Annotated in this window: 13 protein-coding genes; 2 read left to right on the top strand and 11 right to left on the bottom strand. The window is 72.4% G+C overall.

The genetic code is table 11. The features are described from left to right. Positions 1-472: 472 nt before the first annotated feature. From glgB to RE027_RS12090, 3 genes are all read right to left on the bottom strand, one after another. A complete protein-coding gene (gene glgB / locus RE027_RS12100) occupies positions 473-4,408 on the bottom strand; it encodes a 1,4-alpha-glucan branching protein GlgB (RefSeq protein WP_368808518.1) in 3,936 nt (1,311 codons plus the stop codon). A gap of 50 nt (positions 4,409-4,458) precedes the next feature. Further along, positions 4,459-6,228, bottom strand: a complete 1,770-nt coding sequence (treS, locus tag RE027_RS12095) for a maltose alpha-D-glucosyltransferase (protein WP_368808517.1) — start codon at positions 6,226-6,228, stop codon at positions 4,459-4,461. Between the two features lie 110 nt (positions 6,229-6,338). Next, entirely contained in the window at positions 6,339-8,792 is a 2,454-nt protein-coding gene (locus RE027_RS12090; protein WP_387921020.1) for a maltotransferase domain-containing protein, read from the bottom strand. A 145-nt stretch (positions 8,793-8,937) separates the two neighbouring features. Between RE027_RS12090 and glgP the strand changes: the two genes are divergently transcribed. Then, positions 8,938-11,535, top strand: a complete 2,598-nt coding sequence (gene glgP, locus RE027_RS12085) for an alpha-glucan family phosphorylase (RefSeq protein ID WP_368808516.1) — start codon at positions 8,938-8,940, stop codon at positions 11,533-11,535. A 103-nt stretch (positions 11,536-11,638) separates the two neighbouring features. On the opposite strand, the gene glgX is transcribed toward glgP, so the two are convergent. Genes glgX through RE027_RS12055 form a run of 6 tightly spaced genes read right to left on the bottom strand, consistent with a single transcriptional unit; the run spans position 11,639 to position 18,131 of the window. Next, positions 11,639-13,861 (bottom strand): glycogen debranching protein GlgX, encoded by a 2,223-nt coding sequence (glgX, locus tag RE027_RS12080; protein ID WP_368808515.1) that lies wholly within the window; start codon positions 13,859-13,861, stop codon positions 11,639-11,641. Then, complete coding sequence (gene rlmB, locus RE027_RS12075) at positions 13,848-14,825, bottom strand: 23S rRNA (guanosine(2251)-2'-O)-methyltransferase RlmB (RefSeq protein ID WP_368808514.1); 978 nt, start codon at positions 14,823-14,825, stop codon at positions 13,848-13,850. The genes glgX and rlmB overlap by 14 nt, the downstream gene beginning before the upstream one ends. Positions 14,826-14,860: 35 nt before the next feature. Continuing rightward, positions 14,861-16,291: a cysteine--tRNA ligase gene (gene cysS / locus RE027_RS12070; protein ID WP_368808513.1), complete on the bottom strand. Its 1,431-nt coding sequence runs from the start codon at positions 16,289-16,291 to the stop codon at positions 14,861-14,863. Between the two features lie 35 nt (positions 16,292-16,326). Beyond that, positions 16,327-16,818 carry a 2-C-methyl-D-erythritol 2,4-cyclodiphosphate synthase gene (gene ispF / locus RE027_RS12065; protein WP_368808512.1) on the bottom strand — a complete coding sequence of 164 codons (492 nt, stop codon included), beginning with the start codon at positions 16,816-16,818 and terminating at the stop codon, positions 16,327-16,329. Between the two features lie 4 nt (positions 16,819-16,822). Beyond that, positions 16,823-17,641: a 2-C-methyl-D-erythritol 4-phosphate cytidylyltransferase gene (gene ispD, locus RE027_RS12060; RefSeq protein WP_368808511.1), complete on the bottom strand. Its 819-nt coding sequence runs from the start codon at positions 17,639-17,641 to the stop codon at positions 16,823-16,825. A 7-nt stretch (positions 17,642-17,648) separates the two neighbouring features. Further along, entirely contained in the window at positions 17,649-18,131 is a 483-nt protein-coding gene (locus RE027_RS12055; protein ID WP_017831963.1) for a CarD family transcriptional regulator, read from the bottom strand. A gap of 154 nt (positions 18,132-18,285) precedes the next feature. Between RE027_RS12055 and RE027_RS12050 the strand changes: the two genes are divergently transcribed. Continuing rightward, entirely contained in the window at positions 18,286-18,915 is a 630-nt protein-coding gene (locus RE027_RS12050) for a hypothetical protein (protein ID WP_368808510.1), read from the top strand. Positions 18,916-18,984: 69 nt separating this feature from the next. Here RE027_RS12050 and RE027_RS12045 read toward each other — a convergent pair whose 3' ends face one another. Further along, entirely contained in the window at positions 18,985-19,665 is a 681-nt protein-coding gene (locus RE027_RS12045; protein ID WP_368808509.1) for a winged helix-turn-helix domain-containing protein, read from the bottom strand. Then, complete coding sequence (locus tag RE027_RS12040) at positions 19,662-20,930, bottom strand: sensor histidine kinase (RefSeq protein WP_368808508.1); 1,269 nt, start codon at positions 20,928-20,930, stop codon at positions 19,662-19,664. Before RE027_RS12040 ends, RE027_RS12045 begins: the two co-directional genes overlap by 4 nt. Between the last annotated feature and the right edge of the window lie 66 nt (positions 20,931-20,996).

Genomic DNA, 20,996 nt, shown 5'->3' with positions numbered 1-20,996 from the left:
ATCCCATCAACCAAACAAAACATTTGGTATCAACAAACATGGCACACTATTGAGTTCTCAAACAACAGACCGATCAGCGTGTCCTGCTGGACACCTTGCTTTCGGATTGCTCTGCAACCTTAGCCCTCCCGGCCGACCCGGTCAACATCAGGTGAACTCTTGGTTACCCGATCGTGACTGGAGTCGCCGTCCGGCGAAGCTCGCGAGTCGCCACCCTAGCACGTTCCCGACACCGTGCAACGCGGTGGCTGCTCGGTCCGGACCGGTCGGGGTGGGACGCCGTCCCGTGGTTCTCCCGGAGGAGTTCCTCGCCGCGACGACTCGGAAGAAGTTACTCCCTTTGCCCGGCTCTCGCAACCCGGCGGATCCCGGGGCTGCGGTCCGTGCCGGAGACGGCGGAGGGGCCCGGGTCCGAAGACCCGGGCCCCTCCTCGTGCACCGGCTCAGTCCGCGCGGGACGACCGGGGCGGGATCACTGCTCGGCCGGCTTGAGGTACAGCACCGCCAGCGGCGGCACGGTCAGCACGGCGGACGCCGGGTTCCCGTTGTGCGCGCCCTCGGTGGCGCGCACCTTGCCGAGGTTGCCCACCCCGGAGCCGCCGAAGTGCTCCGAGTCCGTGTTCAGGATCTCGGTCCAGTCGCCGGCCCACGGCAGACCCAGCCGGAAGTTCTCGTGCGGGTTGCCGGCGAAGTTCGCGATGCACACCAGCGGGTTGCCCTGCTCGTCCCAGCGGGTGAAGGACAGGGTGTTCAGGCCGGCGTCGGCGGCGTCGATCCACTCGAAGCCCGCCGGGTTGTTGTCCCGCTCGTAGAGCGCCGGGGTCTCCCGGTACACCGTGTTGAGGGTGCGCACGAGCTCCTGGACGCCCTTGTGCTGCGGGGTCTCCGAGAGCCACCAGTCCAGTCCGTGCTCCTCGGACCACTCGGACTCCTGGGCGTACTCGGTGCCCATGAAGATCAGCTGCTTGCCGGGGTGCGCCCACATGAAGGCGAGGTAGGCCCGGACGTTGGCCAGCTGCTGCCAGCGGTCCCCGGGCATCTTGCGCAGCAGGGAGCCCTTGCCGTAGACGACCTCGTCGTGGGAGATCGGCAGCAGGAAGTTCTCCGAGAAGGCGTAGACCAGCGAGAACGTCAGCTTGTTGTGGTGGTAGTACCGGTTGACCGGGTCCTCGGCCATGTACTCGAGGCTGTCGTTCATCCAGCCCATGTTCCACTTCAGCCCGAAGCCCAGCCCGTCGGCGTCGGTTGGGCGGGTCACGCCCGGGTAGGAGGTCGACTCCTCGGCGATCATCACGATCCCCGGGGTGCGCCGGTACGCGGTGGCGTTGGCCTCCTTGAGGAACGCGATCGCCTCGAGGTTCTCGCGGCCGCCGTAGGCGTTCGGCTCCCACTCCCCCTCGTTGCGCGAGTAGTCCAGGTAGAGCATGGAGGCGACGGCGTCCACGCGCAGGCCGTCGATGTGGAACTCCTCCAGCCAGTAGGTGGCGTTGGCCACCAGGAAGTTGCGGACCTCGTTGCGGCCGTAGTCGGGGATCAGCGTCCCCCAGTCCTTGTGCTCACCCCGGCGCGGGTCGGCGTGCTCGTACAGGGGCTCGCCGTCGAACCGGGCCAGGGCCCACTCGTCCTTGGGGAAGTGGCCCGGGACCCAGTCCACGATCACGCCGATGCCCGCCTGGTGCAGCTGGTCCACGAGGTAGCGGAACTCGTCCGGGCTGCCGAACCGGGAGGACGGCGCGTAGTAGGACGTCACCTGGTAGCCCCAGGACCCGCCGAAGGGGTGCTCGGCGACGGGCATGAACTCCACGTGCGTGAAGCCCTGCCAGCTGAGGTACTCGACGAGCTCCTTGGCGAGGTCCTTGTATCCGAGGCCCATCCGCCACGAGCCGATGTGCAGCTCGTAGACGCTCATGGGGGAGTTGTGCGGATCGATGGCCGCCCGGCGGGCCAGCCACGCGTCGTCCTGGAACTCGTAGGTGGACTCGAAGACGCGCGAGGCCGTGGACGGGGGCACCTCGGTGCCGAAGGCCATGGGGTCGGCCTTCTCCCGCCAGCCGCCGTCCCGGCCCAGGATGCGGAACTTGTAGGTCGCGCCGGACCCCAGGCCCGGGACGAAGATCTCCCACACGCCCGAGGAGCCGAGGGAGCGCATCGCGTGCTCGCTGCCGTCCCAGCCGTTGAAGTCGCCGATGACGCGCACGGCCTGGGCGTTGGGGGCCCACACGGCGAAGCTCACGCCGGTGATCTCGCCCAGGGCGGAGGGGTAGCGGCGCACGTGGGCGCCGAGGACGGTCCACAGGGTCTCGTGCCGCCCCTCCCCGATCAGGTGCAGGTCGAGCTCGCCGAGCGTGGGGCCGAAGCGGTACGGGTCGTCCATCCGCTGCGGCTCGAGGTCGCGGTAGGTGACGTCCACGCGGTAGTCGGGGATCCGCCCTGGCTCGTGGGCGGGAACCACGCCGGTGAAGATGCCGCCCCACTCGTGCTCGAGCTCGAACGTGCCGTCCTGCGTGACGACGGCCACCGCGGTCGCGAACCGGCGCAGCGTGCGCACGGTGACGCTGCCGTCCGGGCCGAGGTGGGCGCCCAGGACCCCGTGCGGGTCGTGGTGGCGGCCCTCGGAGACGGCTGCGAGCACGTGCTCCGGCACGGCGACGGGTCCTGCCGGGGCCACGTCGTGGCCTGAGGTCCCGGCCTGGACGGGGCCGGATCGGTCCTGCGGGGTGCTGGCGGTCACTTCGTCCTCGATTTCCGTTCCCGGTTCCGCCGGGGCGTGCCGTGCGGAGCGGGACCTGTCGTCGTCGTGGTCGGCGCCGGACACGGGGTCCGCACCGGCGGGTTCAGGGTTCACGCTACGCGACCCGAGGCCGTCGAGTGAACGGCGCACCGCCGCGGCCGGCACGTCCACCCAGTCGGGTCGGTTGCGCTGCTCGTAGACGACCTCGTAGAGGGCCTTGTCGAGCCACAGCGCCAGGAACAGCGGCGAGTCGCGCTCGACGGCGTGCCCGCTGCCCTGCTCGTAGCCGGCGAGGAAGGCCTCGCCGGTCCTCCGCCCCCAGCCCTCGGCGTCCTGCGCGCCGGCGCGCGCCCCGAACGCCGCGGCGTAGTCGAAGGAGCGCAGCATGCCGACGACGTCGCGCATGGCGACGTCCGCGCGGGTGCGCTCCTCGATCGGGCGCAGGGGCTCGCCCTCGAAGTCCAGGACCTTGAATCGGCCCTCCCCGGTCTGGAGGACCTGGCCCAGGTGGTAGTCGCCGTGGATGCGCTGCAGCGCAGGAAGCTCCGTCACGCCGTCGAGCGAGTCCAGCAGCGCGTCGAGGGCGGCGTCGTACTCCGCGAACAGGGAGCCGGACTGGTTCCGGGCCCACCGGATCCGGCCGGCGAGATCCTCCAGCAGGCGGGCGCGGGCGGCGTCGTCGGGGGCGCCCGAGCCGAAGGCGCGGGCCAGGTCGCGGTGCACGCGGGCCGTCGTGCGGCCCAGCTCCGCGGCCTCGTCGGTGAAGTCCGCGCCCTGCTCGGCGGCCTGCACGGCCCGGCCCCACGCGTCGGCGGAACCGGCGAGGAACTCGGTGGCCACGGCCAGCTGCCCCTCCGCGGCGGCGAGGCCGGCACGCCAGCGGGCGCCGAGCCAGCCGAAGGTGGCCGGCACCGCGGGGCAGCCGAGGCCCGTGAGCTCGCGGCCCACCTCCACGTCCGGGTTGGTGCCCTCCCCCACCACGCGGAAGAACTTCACGATGACGGGATCGGCGTCCGCCCGGCCCGCGGGCGGGGTGAGGATCACCGAGGAGTTCGACTGCTCGCTGGAGATCACCCGGACCTGCTCGCGGGACTCCACGGCGTAGGGCACGCGCAGCGCGTCCCCGTGACCACCGGTCACGGAGAGCCCGAGCGGACCGCTTCCGGCCGTCTCCTCCTCCTGCATGAGGGAGAGCGCGGCGCCCACGAAGACCGGGTCACCGACGCCGTCGTAGACCCAGGACGCGGCCACCGCGCCGTCCGCACCGGGGACGGGCAGACCCGTCCGGTCGGCCACCGCACGCCCGGCCCGGGCCGCCCGGTCCTTGAGGAAGCGCGCCGCCCGGCGCGGACCGGCGTCCTGCTCCGGGCCCGGCGCGGCCGCCGGCTCGGCACCGCTGTCCTCCGCCGCCGCCGGTTCCCCGACGAGGAAGCGCTCGGCGCCCTCGAGGGGCTCGGCGCGGAAGGTCAGCGGCACCTGGAGCAGCTCGGCGCGGCCCTCCTCGGAGGCCTCCACGAGCAGCACCCGTGCGGTGGCGCCCTCCCGCTCCGGCAGCTCGAGCTGGGCGACGACGCGCAGGTCCGCGCCCGCGCCGCCGTCCGCGAAGGGGAACCACCGCTGCTTCGGCAGCCATCGCCGCAGGAGGTCGAGGAGCTCGTCGGGGTGCTGGTCGGTCATGGGTCGGTCCTTCCGGGGCGGGCGGGTGGTGGCCGGACGCGCGGACGCGCTCAGGACGTCTTGGCGGGAGTGATGATCGGCATGGCCGTGGTGTGCGGGTGCGTGCCGTCGTCGCGACGGGCCGCCCGCAGGCGCAGCCAGAAGAAGTCCTGGCTGCCCAGCGTGATGCGGTACTCCCCCGCCTCGTCCACCTCGCCGAACAGGTCGCCGCCGAAGAGCTCGCGCAGCCCGCGGCCCGCGAACTGGGGCAGCCGGATCCGGGCGCACGCGGGGGTGTGGGCGAGGTTGAACAGGCACAGCACCGTCTCGCCGCGGTCGTCGTCCGTCTCCGCGTCGGGGAGCACCCGCAGGAACGCGAGCACGGAGTCGTGGTCGGTCTCCACGTTGACGTAGGTCCCCAGGCCGAAGGCGGGGTGCGCCTTGCGCACCGCGAGCATCTGCCGCATCCAGTGCAGCAGGGAGGACGACGACGCCAGCTGCGCCTCCACGTTGACCTGGTTGTAGTGGTAGACGAGCGACTGGACCACGGGCAGGTAGAGCTTGCCCGGGTCGGCCTTCGAGAACCCGGCGTTGCGGTCGGGGGTCCACTGCATCGGGGTGCGCGAGGCATCGCGGTCGTCGAGCCAGATGTTGTCCCCCATGCCGATCTCGTCGCCGTAGTAGAGGAACGGGCTGCCGGGCAGGGACAGCAGCAGCGCGTGGATGAGCTCGATCTCCGCCCGGGAGTTGTCCAGCAGCGGGGCCAGCCGCCGGCGGATGCCCACGTTGGCGCGCATCCGGGAGTCCGGGGCGTACCAGCCGAGCATCGCCTGGCGCTCCTCGGTGGTGACCATCTCGAGGGTCAGTTCGTCGTGGTTGCGCAGGAACGTGCCCCACTGGGTCCCGCGCGGGATGTCGGGCGTCTCGTGCATGGTGTCCACGATCGGGGCGGCCTTCTGGTCCCGCAGGGCGTAGAAGATCCGCGGCATGATCGGGAAGTGGAAGCACATGTGGCACTCGGGGGACTCCTCGGTGCCGAAGTACTCGACCACCTCGTGCGGCATCTGGTTCGCCTCGGCGATCACGACGCGGCCCGGGTACTCCTGGTCGATCATGGCGCGCAGCCCCACCAGGAAGTCGTGCGTGCCGGGGAGGTTCTCGCAGTTGGTCCCCTCCTCCTCGATCAGGTAGGGGATCGCGTCGGCGCGGAAGCCGTCGATGCCCATGTCGAGCCAGAACTTCACGACGTCGTGCACGGCCTCGACCACGGCCGGGTTCTCGAAGTTGAGGTCGGGCTGGTGGGAGAAGAAGCGGTGCCAGAAGAACTGGCGGCGGATCGGGTCGAACGTCCAGTTCGACTCCTCGGTGTCCACGAAGATGATGCGGGCGTCCTGGTACAGCTCGTCCGTGTCGGACCAGACGTAGAAGTCGCCGTAGGGTCCCTCCGGGTCCTCGCGGGAGGCCTGGAACCACGGGTGCTGGTCGCTGGTGTGGTTGAGCGGGAGGTCGATGATCACGCGCAGGCCACGGGCGTGCGCCTCGGCCACGAGCCGCTTGAAGTCGCTGATCGTGCCGAACTCGTCCAGGACGGAGTAGTAGTCGGAGATGTCGTAGCCGCCGTCGCGCAGCGGGGACTGGAAGAAGGGCGGGAGCCACAGGCAGTCGATGCCCAGCCACTGCAGGTAGTCGAGCTTGTCGATCAGGCCGGAGAAGTCGCCGGAGCCGTCACCGTTGGCGTCGGAGAACGCCCGGACGAGCACCTCGTAGAACACCGCTTTGCGGAACCAGTCGGGGTCGTGGGAGATGCCGGGGGCGTTGAGCGAGAACGGCGAGATGCTCATGCGGGGGTGCCGCCTTTCGGACAGGTGGGTCGGAGGCCATCAGTGCGGGAAGGGGGCTCTCCCGGGCGGTGCGCCCGGGAGAGCCCCGACAGGGTCCGGAGGAGGAACCCCTACTTGACGTTGCGCCGGACGTGCAGGACGTGGGCGGGCTCGCGGTGCGGGTCGAGGCGCACGTAGTTGTGCGTGCCCCACTTCCAGGAGTCGCCGCTGAGCAGGTCCTCCACCCAGAAGCTGCCGTCCTCGTTGAAGTCCGCGTCGTCCAGGTTCAGCGACTCGAGGTCCAGCCACACGGTGCCCTCGCGGACCGCGTGCGGGTCCACGTTGACGACCACGATGACCGTGTCCTTCTCGCTGGAGTCCCCGTTCCGCACGGTCTTGGTCTTCGAGTACGCGACCAGGGCGTCGTCGGTCGTGGACTGCACCGTCAGGTTCTGCAGGTCGCCCAGCGACGCGTGCCGGCGGCGGATCTCGTTGAGCCGCGTGAGGTACGGCGCCAGGGACTCGCCGCGCTCCTCGGCGCCGGCGAAGTCCCGGGGACGGAACTGGTACTTCTCGTTGTCCACGTACTCCTCGGCCCCCTGCCGGGCCACGTGCTCGAAGAGCTCGTAGCCCGCGTAGACGCCCCACAGCGGGGAGCCCGTGGCGGCCAGCACGGCGCGGACCCGGAACGCCGCGGGACCACCGAACTGCAGGTACTCCGTCAGGATGTCCGGGGTGTTGACGAAGAAGTTCGGCCGGTACACCGCCGAGGTCTCGTGACTGACCTCGTGGAGGTACTCCTCGATCTCCTTCTTGGTGTTGCGCCAGGTGAAGTAGGAGTAGGACTGCTGGAAGCCCACCCGGGCGAGGGACTGCATCATGGCGGGACGGGTGAACGCCTCGGCCAGGAACACTACCTCGGGGTGCTGGGCGTTGACGGTGCCGATCAGCCACTCCCAGAACCACAGGGGCTTGGTGTGCGGGTTGTCCACCCGGAAGATCTTGACGCCGTGGGAGATCCACAGCTCCACGATCCGCAGCACCTCGAGGGAGAGCCCCTCGGGGTCGTTGTCGAAGTTGATCGGGTAGATGTCCTGGTACTTCTTCGGCGGGTTCTCCGCGTAGGCGATCGAGCCGTCGGCGCGGGTCGTGAACCACTCCGGGTGGGCCGTGACCCACGGGTGGTCCGGCGACGCCTGGAGGGCCAGGTCCAGGGCCACCTCCAGGCCGAGGTCCCCGGCCCGGGCGACGAAGCCGTCGAAGTCCTCGAACGTGCCGAGGTCCGGGTGGATGGCGTCGTGCCCGCCCTCGGGGGCGCCGATGGCCCACGGGGACCCGGGGTCCTGGGGACCGGCCTCGAGCGTGTTGTTCGGGCCCTTGCGGTGGGCCCGGCCGATCGGGTGGATCGGGGGCAGGTAGATGACGTCGAAGCCCATGCCGGCCACGGCCTCGAGGCGCTCGGCCGCGGTCCGGAAGGTGCCGGACGTCCACGTGCCGGACTCGGCGTCGAGGACCGCGCCCTCGGAGCGCGGGAAGAACTCGTACCAGGACCCGCGCCCGGCGGCGGTGCGCTCGACCTTCAGCGGGTAGCGGCGGCTCTCGGTGACCAGGTCGCGCACCGGGCGCTCGGCGACCGCGGCCAGGACCTCGGCCGAGGTGCCCGCCGCGAGCCGCTGCTCCACGGGCAGGTCCTTGTTGCCGAGGGCGCGGGAGGCGGAGCGGAACAGCTCGACGTCGGAGTCCGGGCGACCGGTCTCCGCGGCGGCGCGGTCGAAGAGCAGGACGCCCTCGGCCATCATCAGCTCGACGTCCTGGCCCACGCCCACCTTGATCTCGGCGGCGTGCCGCCAGGTCTCGTAGAGGTCGCCCCAGCCCTCGACGGCGAAGGACCACGCGCCCTCGGAGGCCGGCGTCAGCCACGCCTCGTAGCGGTCCGTGCCGGGGGTGGTCAGGCGCATGGGCACCCGCTCGGTCTCGGTGCCCTGCGGGTCGAGGAGCACCGCGGTGACGCCGAGCGCGTCGTGGCCCTCGCGGAACACGGTGGCGCCCACGCGGATCGACTCGCCCGGCAGGGCCTTGGCCGGGAAGCGGCCGTCCTCCACCACGGGGCTCACGCCGACGACCGGGATCCGGCCGTAGACCAGGTCCTCGCGGGAGAACGCCGAACCGGCGGCCTTCTTGCGCGGGGTCGAGGCCTTGCGGGGGGTCGTGGCCTTCTTCGTCGTCGACGTCCGTGCGGCGGGCGTCTTCGCGGTCGTGCTCTTCGCCGTGGACGTCTTCGCCGCCGATGTCCTGCGCGCACGGGTCTTGGGCTCCGTGGCGGGGACGACGGCGATGCCCGGCTCGTCCGCCACGGACACCGGGGCGTCCGCGGCCGGGGACTTCTTGGCGGTCGAGGTCCTGCGTCGCGCCGGCGCCTTCTTCGCCGGCTGCTCGGCCGGGACCGCGGCTGCGGTTCCGGGCCCGTCGCCGGGGGCGGTCGCCTCGGCGGCGGGGGTCGTCGGGAGGTCGTTGGCGGACGTTCCGGCCGGGCTCGCGGCCGGGTCGGACGGGGAAGGCGTGTTGGCTTGGCTCACCTGGACCACGTTAGCGACAAACCCCGCGATCGTTAAGCCCGCTGCCCAACTGCGCGAGGGTGTCCCGCCCCCGGCGCGCAGGCCCGGCACGACCCGGTCGACGACCGCACGTCGCAGCCCTCGATTCCCGCCGCAGCACCGGTAGTCTGACCGCGTGAAGGCAATCCGTAGATTCACCGTGCGCACCGTGCTGCCGGAGTCCATCGCCCCTCTGAGCCGTCTCGCGAGGAACCTTCGCTGGTCCTGGCACCGGCCGACCGAACAGCTGTTCGCGGACCTCAACCCGCAGGCCTGGGAAACGGTCCACGGCGACCCGGTCAAGCTGCTGGGCTCCCTCACCCGCGAGGAGATCCAGCAGATCGCCGAGGACCCGGCCACCGTGCGGCGGATCGAGGAGCTCGACGCCGACCTGGAGCACTACCTCACCGACGAGCTGTGGTACCAGAGGACCCAGACCGAGGACGCGCCGCGGGCCGTCGCCTACTTCTCGGCCGAGTACGGCGTCACCTCCGTGCTGCCGCAGTACTCGGGCGGGCTGGGGATCCTCGCCGGCGACCACCTCAAGAGCGCCTCCGACCTCGGCGTGCCGGTGGTGGGCGTGGGCCTGTTCTACCAGCACGGCTACTTCAAGCAGTCGCTCTCCCGGGACGCCTGGCAGCAGGAGTCCTACCCGGTGCTCGACCCGGACGGGATGCCCCTGGCCCTGCTGCGGGAGGAGGACGGGACACCTGTGCGGATCACCCTGCCCCTGCCCAACGGGCGCTCGCTGTCCGCGCAGATCTGGCGCGCCGACGTGGGGCGCGTCCCGCTGCTCCTGCTCGACTCCGACATCCCCGACAACGACGACCACGCCCGCAGCGTCACCGACCGCCTCTACGGCGGCGGCGGCGACCACCGGCTCCAGCAGGAGCTGCTGCTGGGGATGGGCGGGATCCGTGCGCTGCGGGCCTTCTCCCGGCTGACCGGGGCCCCCGCCCCGGAGGTCTTCCACTGCAACGAGGGGCACGCCGGGTTCCTGGGCGTCGAGCGGATCGCGGAGCTCATGCAGCCCTCCGACGGCAGCGGGCCGATGACCTGGGACGAGGCCCTGACCGCGGTGCGCTCGGCGACCGTGTTCACGACCCACACCCCGGTGCCGGCGGGCATCGACCGGTTCGAGCAGGCGCAGATCGAGCACTTCTTCGACGCCGGCCTCGCCCCGTCCGTCCCCACCGCCGACATCCTGTCCCTGGGCGCGGAGGACCACGACGGCGGCGACCCGTCCAAGTTCAACATGGCCCTCATGGGCCTGCGCCTGGCCCAGCGCGCCAACGGCGTGGCCAAGCTGCACGGCGTGGTCTCCCGCGGCATGTTCCAGGGGCTGTGGCCCGGCTTCGACGCCGACGAGGTGCCGATCAGCTCGATCACCAACGGCGTGCACGTCATGACGTGGATCGATCCCCGCATGGCGGAGCTCGCCCTGGACCCGATGGGCTCCGACCTCGACCGGGCCGCGCGGTGGCGGCGGATCTACGGCGTGGACGACGCCGAGCTGTGGGCGGCGCGCCGGGAGCTGCGCACCCGGCTGGTGGAGGACGTCCGCGCCCGGCTGCGCGCCTCCTGGAAGAAGCGCGGTCTCGCGGACGCCGAGCTCGGCTGGACCGACTCCGTGCTCGACCCCGGCGTGCTGACGATCGGCTTCGCCCGCCGGGTGCCCACCTACAAGCGGCTCACCCTCATGCTGCGCGACCCGCAGCGGCTCAAGAAGATCCTGCTGGACCCGGAGCACCCGGTCCAGCTGGTGGTCGCCGGGAAGTCCCACCCCGCGGACGAGCAGGGCAAGCGGCTGATCCAGGACCTCGTGCGCTTCACGGACGACCCGGAGGTGCGCCACCGGATCGTCTTCCTGCCCAACTACGACATCGCGATGGCCCGGACCCTCTTCCCCGGCTGCGACGTGTGGCTGAACAACCCGCTGCGACCGCTGGAGGCCTGCGGCACCTCCGGCATGAAGGCCGCCCTCAACGGCGGGCTGAACCTCTCCGTGCTCGACGGCTGGTGGGACGAGATGTACGACGGCCAGAACGGCTGGGCCATCCCCACCGCGGACGAGGGGGCGCACCCGGACGAGCGCGACGACATCGAGGCGGCCGCCCTCTACGAGCTGATCGAGAACCACGTGGCCCCGCGCTTCTACGGGGAGACGGCCGAGGGCTCCGAGCCGGGCGCCGACGGGATCCCCCACCAGTGGCTGGCCATGGTCCGGCACACCCTGGCGACCCTGGGACCGCGGGTCTCGGCCAAGCGGATGCTCGAGGACTACGTGCGGGAGCTCTACGTCCCCGCCGCCGTCTCCGGGCGCCGGGCCGCCGAGCACGGGCACGCCGCCGCTCGCTCGACGTCCCGCTGGATCGGGCGCGTGCGCCAGGCCTGGGGACAGATCTCCGTCGAGCACGTCGACACCGAGGGCGTCGCCCAGGACCCGCAGATCGGCGACGAGCTGACGGTGTGCGCCTACGTCACCCTGGGGTCGCTGAGCCCCGAGGACGTCCGCGCCGAGGTCGGCTACGGCCGCGTCTCGGAGACGGACCACATCCACGAGCGCAAGTACGCGCCCCTGAGCCCTGCCGGCGACCTCGGCGGAGGAAGGCACAAGTTCTGCGGGACGATCACCGTGGACCGCTCGGGGCCCTTCGGCTACACGGTCCGGGTCCTGCCGACGCATCCCGACCTCGCCGGCAAGGCGGAGCTGGGGCTCGTGGCGAACGCCTGAGCCCGGCGGGCGCGCGCGGGGCCCGGCGGGTGCCCAGGGGCCGCACCCCGGAACGGGTGCGGTCCCTGGTCGCCCGGCCCCGGTGCGCCCGGCCCGGTGCGGCTCAGTGCACCCGGAACAGGGTGACCGAGTTGGCGGGGACCCCCTGCAGCCGGCCGGCCCGGTAGCGGGCGCCGTAGCGCCCGTGCAGGACCGAGGCCGTGCTGTGCACCAGGGAGTAGACGCCCTCGGCCCGACGCAGGGGGTGCCCGTCCTCCTCCTCGGGCAGCAGGAGCTGCGCCACGTCCGGGAACGTGATCGCCATGTCGGCGCTCGCCCCGTTGACGACCATCAGCCCCGAGACGCGCCCGCCGCGGGAGCCGATGAGCACCTGGATGGTCCGGGCGCCGGGGGCCTGCCAGCAGGCCGCGGTCATGGGCGTCCCGTCCGGACCGAACCAGTGCATCATCACCTCGTCCGGCCGGGTCGGGAAGTGGGAGGGCTGCCCGGCCAGGAACTCTCCCCGCACGGCCACCAGGGACCGGGTCGCGGCGAGCATCGCGCGGTGCGCCGGGGTGTGGTGCCAGTCCACCCAGGAGAGCGCGTTGTCCTGGCAGTAGGCGTTGTTGTTCCCGCGCTGGCTGCGGCCGAACTCGTCGCCGGCCGTGATCATCGGCACGCCCTGGGAGAACAGCAGGGTGGCCATGACGTTGCGGGCCGTCTGCGCGCGGTCGGCCCGGATCCGCACGTCCCGCGCGGGACCCTCGACGCCGTGGTTCCAGGAGTGGTTGTCGTTGGTGCCGTCCCGGTTCTTCTCGAGGTTGGCCTGGTTGTGCTTGTTGTCGTAGGAGACGAGGTCCGCCAGGGTGAAGCCGTCGTGGGCGGTCACGAAGTTCACGGAGGCCAGGGCGCTGCGCCCGGAGGCGGCGAACAGGTCCGCGGACCCGGCGAGCGCCCCCGCCAGGCGGGAGGCGTTGCCCCCGTCCCCGCCCAGGCTCATGCTGCGCGGGCCGGTGAGCCAGAAGTCGCGGACGGTGTCCCGGAAGCGGTCGTTCCAGTCGGCCCAGCCCTCGGGGAAGTGCCCGGTCTGCCAGCCGCCCATGCCCACGTCCCAGGGCTCGGCGATGAGCTTGGTGCCGAACAGGGCCGGGTCCGCGTTGACGGCCACCAGGAAGGGGTGGTTGCGGGTGAAGCGGTGGCGCTCGTCGCGGGCCAGCTCGGGGGCGAGGTCGAAGCGGAACCCGTCCACGTGGCAGCGCTCGACCCAGTAGCGCAGGGAGTCCAGGGCCATCTGCACGACGCGCGGGTTGCCGAAGTTCACCGAGTTGCCGCACCCGGTCACGTCCACGTAGCGGCCGTCGTCGCCGTGCCGGTAGTACGCCTCGTCGCCGAGGCCCCGCCAGCAGTAGGCGGGCTCGTCCTGCCCGGCCTCGGCCGTGTGGTTGTAGACGACGTCGAGGTAGACCTCGAGGCCGGCGCGGTGCAGGTCCCGGACCATGGCCTTGAACTCGTCCAGCACGCCCTGGGCGCCCCGGGCCCGGGCGGCCTCGGTGGCGTAGGCGGCGTGCGGGGCGAAGAAGCCCAGCGTGTTGTAGCCCCAGTAGTTGCTCAGCCCCAGACCGGTGAGGTGCGGCTCGTCCAGGTGGGCGTGCACGGGCAGCAGCTCCACGGCCGTGACGCCCAGCGAGGTGAGGTACTCGGTCATCGCCGGGTGGGCGAGCCCCGCGTACGTGCCCCGGAGGTGCTCCGGGACGTCGGGGTGCAGGGCGGTGAGCCCCTTGACGTGCGCCTCGTAGATGACGGTGTCGCGCCACGGGGTGGCCGGCGGCCGGTCCTCGTCCCAGTCGAAGTCCTGCTGGGCGACCACGGAGACGTAGCGCCCCCCGTAGGCGTCGGGACCGGGGTCCTCGACGTCGTGCGGCGGGGCCACCCGGCGCAGCCCCTTGCCGTAGGGGTCGAGCAGGATCTGCTGGTCGGAGGGGTCCGGGGAGCGGTGGCGGGCGGCCACCGGGGAGTCCGCCGGCACGAAGCCGTACTCGGTGCCGGCGGGCAGGGCGGGGGCCTCGTCCCGGTGCAGCATGTAGCCGAAGCCCGTCTCCGAGAGCCGCTGCTGCTCGGCCGGCGGGACCGTCCCGTGGTGCACCCCGCCGGTGCGGCCCGTGAGCCGTCGCCGCTGCCAGCGCCCGCCGGGCAGCCGGAAGACGATGTCGAGGTCGGGCACCCCCGGGGCGTAGACGGCCACGTTGGCGCTGCCGTCCCGCTCGTGCGAGGGGTGCACGCCGAGCGGGTAGGGCTGGGAGACGTAGGGCCGATCGGTGTCCTGCCGCCGGGGCTCAGGAACCAGCACGGCGTCGTGACACCTCGTACAGGGTGATGCCCACGGCCATCGAGGCGTTGAGGGACTCCATCGTGGAGTCGATGGGGATGGAGACGATCTGGTCGCAGTTCTCGGTGACCAGGCGGGACAGGCCCTTGCCCTCGGAACCGACCACGACGACGAGCGGTTCGGTGGCGAGCTCGAGGCCGGGCAGCTCGACGTCGCCGTCCCCGTCGAGGCCGACCACGAAGTAGCCCATGCCCTTGAGCTCCTCGAGCGTGCGGTTGAGGTTGGCCGCCTTCGCCACGGGCACACGGGCGGCGGCGCCGGCGCTGGTCTTCCAGGCGGAGGCGGTGACACCCACGGAGCGGCGCTCGGGGACGATCACGGCATTGCCCGAGAACGCGGAGACGCTGCGGATGATGGCGCCGAGGTTGCGGGGGTCCGTGATCCCGTCGAGGGCCACCATCAGCGGGGGCCGGCGGATGTGCCGCTTCTCCCACTGGGTCATGAGCTTGCGGGCGGTGTCCACCGCGTCCTGGTACTCGTAGGCGGGCACCTGCAGGGCCACGCCCTGGTGCACGGCGTCGCTGGTCAGCCGGTCGAGCTCGGCCTTCGAGGCCTCGAGGATCGTGATCCCCCGCTCCGCGCAGATCTGCAGGATCTCGCGGACGCGGTCGTCGACGTCGATCTTGCTGGCCGCGTGCAGGGCCTTCGCGGGGACCTCCGCGCGCAGCGCCTCGACCACCGAGTTCCGCCCGGTCACGAGGTCCTCCTGGACCTTGCCGCGGGTGCGGGTCGCGGTGCGCCCGCCCGAGCCCTGACGGCGCTCGGCGGCCTTCTTCATCTTGTGCGCCTTGTGGTACGGGCGGTCCTCCGCCTTGGGGGTGGGTCCCCGCCCTTCGAGGGCCTTGCGGCCGTGGCCGCCGGTGCCGACCAGGGGGCCCTTCTTGTTCTTGCGGATCGCGCCGGGGCGCTGCTTGGGGGCTGGCATGGGTTCCTCTGTTCGGTCGGGGTGGTGGGGGCGGCTCAGGCCACGGACCAGGCGGCGCCGTCGGCGCCGTCGCGGACCGCGACGCCGGCCGCGGAGAGCTCGTCCCGGATGGCGTCGGCCCGCGTCCAGTCCTTGGCGGCGCGGGCCTGCTCGCGCTGGGCCAGCAGGGAGCGCACGAGGACGTCGAGGGCGGCGTGCTCGGCGGCGTTGCCCGCGGCTCCGCCGAGGTCCATGAGCCCGGTCAGTCCCAGGACGTCGGTCATGGCCCGGACGGCGCGGGCGGGCGCGGCCGGGTCCCGGCCCTCCGCGAGCGCGGAGTTGCCCGCCCGCACGGACTCGTGCAGGGCCGCGAGGGCCTGGGGGACGTTGAGGTCGTCGTCCATGGCGTCCCGGAAGGCCTGCGGCACGTCGTCCGGGGTCCAGTCGGGGTCGACGCCCGACTCTACGGCGCTGCGCAGGAAGGACTCCACGCGCTCGACGGCGGCGGCCGACTCGGTCAGCGAGGTGGGCCGGTAGTCCAGCACGGAGCGGTAGTGGGCCTGGCCCAGGTAGTAGCGCACGGCCAGCGGTCGGGCCTCGGCGAGCATGTCCGCCGGGGAGACCGTGTTGCCGATCGACTTGGACATCTTCTCGCCCGCGTAGGTGACCAGGCCGTTGTGCAGCCAGAAGCTGGCGAAGTCCTGCCCGGCCGCGGCGGACTGGGCGAGCTCGTTCTCGTGGTGGGGGAAGCGCAGGTCGAGGCCGCCGCCGTGGATGTCGAAGGAGTCCCCGAGGTACTTCCCGGCCATCGCGGAGCACTCGAGGTGCCAGCCGGGCCGGCCCGCGCCCCACGGCGAGTCCCACCGTGCCGTCTCGGGCTCGCCGGCCTTGTGCCCCTTCCACAGGGCGAAGTCGCGGGGATCGCGCTTGCCGCGCGGGTCGGCGTCGGGGGCGTCCTGCATGTCGTCCACCGACTGGTGGGTGAGCTCCCCGTAGCGCTGCCAGGAGCGGACGTCGAAGTAGACGTCCCCGGAGCCGTCCGGGGCGGGATAGGCGTGGCCGGCGTCGACCAGGGCCCGGATGAGGGCGTGCATCTCCGGGACGTGGCCCGTGGCGCGGGGCTCGTAGGTGGGCCGGGCGATGCCGATGGCGTCGTAGGCGGCGTTGAAGACCTGCTCGAACCGGTAGGCCAGCGCCCACCACTGCTCGCGGGGGTGGTCGCCGGCGTAGTCGACGGCGAACGAGGCCGCGGCGTTGGCGAGGATCTTGTCGTCGATGTCGGTGACGTTGCGCACGGTGGTGACCCGGTAGCCGCGGAAGTCCAGCCAGCGCGCGAGCTGGTCGAACACGAGCGCGGAGCGCACGTGCCCGATGTGCGGCATGCCCTGGACGGTGGCACCGCAGTAGTACAGACGGGCCTCACCGGGGTGGACGGGCTCGAAGTCCCGCACGGTGGCGGTGGCGGTGTCGTAGAAGCGCAGAGTCACACGGCCCATCATAAGGGCGGGCGGTGGCGGGCCGGTCAGGCCCCGCCCGCGTCCGCGGCGACGACCAGTGCCGTGGCCACGGCCGCGAGGCCCTCGCCCCGGCCGGGGAACCCGAGGTGGTCCGACGTCGTGGCGCTGACCGTCACGGGGGCGCCGGCCGCCGCGCTGAGGGCGGCCTCGGCCTCGGCCCGGCGGGGCGCGAAGCGCGGCCGCTCGCCGATCAGCTGCACGGCGACGTTGCCGATCTCGAAGCCGGCGTCCCGCACGATCCGGGCCGCCTCGGCGAGGATCCGCACGCCGGAGGCCCCCTGCATCCCGGGACGGTCCACGCCGAAGTTGGAGCCGAGGTCCCCGGTGCCGGACGCGGAGAACAGCGCGTCGGCGGCCGCGTGCGCCACGACGTCGCCGTCCGAGTGCCCGGCGAGGCCCCGCTCCCCCGGCCATTCCAGCCCGGCCACCCACAGGGGGGTGCCCTCCGGCCCGAAGGCGTGGACGTCCACGGCGATGCCGGTGCGGGGCAGGTTCACGGGTTCAGCGCTCCTGGGAGGTGGCGGTCACGGACGGGGGGCCCGCGGCGACGGAGACCGTGCCGGCCGTGCCGGGGGCGCGGTCCCGGAGCACGGCCTCCGCCAGCACGAGGTCGAGGGGCCGGGTGATCTTGAAGGCGTGCTCGTGCCCCGGGACCGTCCGGACGACGACGTCCGGGGCGTGCGCCTCGACGAGCGAGGCGTCGTCCGTGACGGTCTCCGGGTCCACGCCGGCCTCGGCCGCGGCGAGGTCGACCGCCCGCAGCAGGGCGAGGTCGAAGCCCTGGGGGGTCTGCACCGCGCGCAGTGCGGTGCGGTCCACGGTCCCGAGGGAGCGGCCCGTCTCGTCGACCCGGCGCATGGTGTCCGCGACGGGGAGCACGGGCACCACGGCGCGACCGCCGGAACGGACGTGCTGCGCCACGGACCGGAAGACCGTGGGCGGAGTCAGGCACCGCGCGGCGTCGTGGACCAGCACCCCGGCGCAGGAGGGGCCGGTGCGCCCGAGCTCGGCCAGGGCCGCCCGGACCGACGCCGTGCGGGAGGCCCCGCCCGTGACGGGCAGCGCGCCGTGCCTGCGGGCCAGGGCGGACAGCTCGACGTCCCCCGCGGGGACCGTCACCAGCACGCGGTCCGCGATCCCCGCCTCGGCGACGCCGCGCAGGGCGTGCTCGAGGAGGGTCCGACCGCCGAGGGGGACCAGGGCCTTGGGGATGCCGTGCCCGAGCCGGGTGCCGGAACCGGCCGCCACGACGACGACGGCGAACCCGCCCTTCGAGGAGGGCGGGTCCGCCGTCGTGGATCGTGGTCCGTTCCCGGTCACGGGGAGGTCAGGACGCCAGGATGTCGTCGAGGCGCTTCTCGGCCTCTTCCTCGTCGATCTTCTTGGCGAGGGCGAGCTCGGAGGTGAGGATCTGGCGGGCCTTCGTCAGCATCCGCTTCTCCCCTGCCGAGAGACCGCGGTCGCGGTCGCGGCGCCACAGGTCGCGCACGACCTCGGCGACCTTCAGCACGTCGCCCGAGGCGAGCTTCTCGAGGTTGGCCTTGTAGCGCCGGGACCAGTTGCTGGCCTCCTCGGTGTCCTTCGCCTGCAGGACCGAGATGACCTTCTTCAGTCCGTCCTCGTCGACGACGTCCCGCACGCCCACCAGGTCCACGTTCTCCGCGGGGACCTCGATGACCAGATCGCCCTGGGTCACCTTGAGCTTGAGATACATCTTCTCTTCGCCCTTGACGGTGCGAGTCTTGATCTCCTCGATGGTCGCCGCGCCGTGGTGCGGATAGACAACCGTCTCGCCAACCTCAAAAACCATATGGAAATACCCCTTTCAGAATGTCCATTCTAACACGGTGTAGGATTCGCCGATCCGGCCCACCGGCCGCCCGCGACCCGGCGATGCGGACGATCCGTCGGCAAACGGATAAGCTGGCCGGGACACCGTCCTGAGCTCCCGAGGAGTACGCGCCGTGAAGATCGCCGCCCGCAAGTCCCTGAAGCGCGCAGGCCTCAGTGCCGCCGCCGTGGCCGCCCTGCTCACCGCCACCGGGTGCAGTGCCATCAACCCGGTGGCCACCGCCGAGGTGGGGTACGCGCCGGCGGACGGCATCGTGGTGGAGATGGGCGAGCTCAAGGTCACCAACCTGCTCATCGTGGCCGAGGACGCCGACACCGAGGGCCGCCTCCTGGGCAGCCTCACCAACAACGCCGAGCAGGACATCACCGTCACGGTCGACACGGGCGCCGCCACGGGCGAGATCGCTGTTCCCTCCGGGACCACCGTGATGCTCGAGGAGACCGACCCCGTGATCCTCGACCCCGCCGGGGCCATCCCCGGCCGCATGGTCGAGACCGAGATCCGGGCCGCGGGGGAGTCCGTGACCAAGTCCGTGCCGGTGCTCGACCACACCTTCCCGCGCTACGCCGAGTTCATCCCCGGCGGGGCCCCGTCCACCCCGGCCAACCCGTCGAACACGCCCGGGGCCGTCGACGGTCACGTCGGCGAGGGCGGCGGCGAGGAGCTCCACGGCTCCGAGGGCAGCGCCACCGGGACGGGCAGCGCCTCCGGCGAGGAGGACGCGCAGGGCGGCGGCCACTGACGCTCCCCCGCACGGGAAGGGCCCGGGACCCCTCGGGGTCCCGGGCCCTTCGCCGTCCGGCCGCCCCGCTCAGGCCTCGAACTTGTAGCCCAGGCCCCGCACGGTGACGAGGTGCCGGGGGGCGGAGGGGTCGGGCTCGATCTTCGAGCGCAGCCGCTTGACGTGGACGTCGAGGGTCTTGGTGTCCCCCACGTAGTCCGAGCCCCAGACCCGGTCGATGAGCTGCCCGCGGGTCAGCACGCGCCCCGCGTTGCGCAGGAGCATCTCCAGCAGCTCGAACTCCTTGAGCGGCATGGCGACCTGCTCCCCGCTGACGCTGACCACGTGGCGCTCCACGTCCATCCGCACCGGACCGGCCTGCACGGTGGCCGTGACGAGCTCCTCGGGCTCCGCCTGGCGTCGCAGCACCGCCCGGATCCGGGCCACGAGCTCGCGCGAGGAGTAGGGCTTGGTGACGTAGTCGTCGGCGCCCAGCTCCAGCCCCACCACCTTGTCGATCTCGGCGTCCTTGGCGGTGAGCATGATGATCGGCACCGAGGAGCGCTGCCGCACCTGCCGGCACACCTCGGTGCCGGACTGCCCGGGGAGCATGAGGTCCAGCAGCATCAGGTCGGCCCCGGCCCGGTCGAACTCCGTCACGGCGTCGACGCCGTTGTCCACGACCTGCACCTCGAACCCCTCCTTCCCCAGCAGGTAGGAGAGGGGGTCGCTGAGGGATTCCTCGTCCTCGACGATCAGGATGCGGGTCACTGTCGGTCCTCCGTGCTCCCGGCGGGCGCCGCGGAGGCGCCCGTCCGTGGGGTCGTGGTCAGGGGGGCGGGTGGCGCCTGCACCGGCGCCGGTCGGGCGGACCCGCCGGGAGCCGCCGCAGCGGGGTCCTCGGCGTCGTCGGCGCCCTCGATCTGGGGGATGCTCAGCGTGAACGTCGATCCGCGGCCCGGCTGCGACCACACGCTCGCCTCGCCGCCGTGCTGGGACATGACGTGCTTGACGATGCTCAGGCCCAGTCCGGTCCCGCCCGTGCGCCGGGAGCGGGCCACGTCCACGCGGTAGAAGCGCTCGAAGATCCGGTCCTGCTCGTCCTCGGGGATGCCCGGTCCCTGGTCGGTGACCGAGATCTGCGCCATGCCGTCGCGCTCGCGGACGCCGACGCCCACGCGCGTGCCCTCCGGGGAGTAGTGCACCGCGTTGTCGATGAGGTTGCGCAGCGCCGTGACGAGCAGGTCGGGATCGCCGAAGACGGGCCGGCTGACGTGGCCGCCCACCAGCAGCTCGATCCTCTTGTTCTCGGCCGGGAACCGGTTGCGGTCCACGGCGTCGGCGATGACCTGGTTGAGGTCCACGGGCCGCCCCTCGGTGACGACGTCCGCGCTCTGCAGGCGGGAGAGCTCGATGATGTCCTGCACCAGGGCGGTCAGCCGGGCGGACTCCTTGTGCAGCCGCTGGGCGAAGCGGCGCACGGCCTCTTCGTCCTCCGCCGCGCCCTCGATCGCCTCGGCGAGCAGCCCGATCGCCCCCACGGGGGTCTTCAGCTCGTGCGAGACGTTGGCGACGAAGTCGTTGCGGATCGACTGGGCCCGGGCGATCTCCGTCTGGTCGTCGGCGAGGAGCAGGATGTACTCCTCCGCGATGGGCGCGACCCGGACGTCGAGCACCACGGTTCCGGTCTGGAAGGGCCCACGGGTCAGCTCGACGCGCCGCTCCTCGATCACGCCGCTGCGCCGGGCCCGGCGGATCATCTCCAGCATCTGCTCGTGCACCACGGTGTGCCCCCGCACCAGGCCGAAGGCGTAGGCGGCCGGGGAGGCGCGCACGACGCCGTCGACGCCGTCCACCACCACGTAGGCGCGGCCGATGACGGCGAGCACGTCCGCGGTGCCGTCCGGCAGGGTGGGCTCCTGGACGTCGGCGTGCGCCCGGCGGCCGCGGCCGCTCAGCCGCAGGCCGATCAGACCGCTCACGCCCAGCGCGAAACCGAGCAGACCCGCGACGACGGCGATGGCAGTTGGACTCACGGATCCAGCTTAGGCTCACGCCGCGGTCCGGACGCCGCCCCCGGCGTCACGAGCTACAGGTTCAAC

It is taken from the genome of Kocuria sabuli (assembly GCF_040981185.1).
Lineage (GTDB): Bacteria > Actinomycetota > Actinomycetes > Actinomycetales > Micrococcaceae > Kocuria > Kocuria sabuli.
Note: the sequence above shows the minus strand (reverse complement) of the source record. Positions and strands in the feature narration are given on the sequence as shown.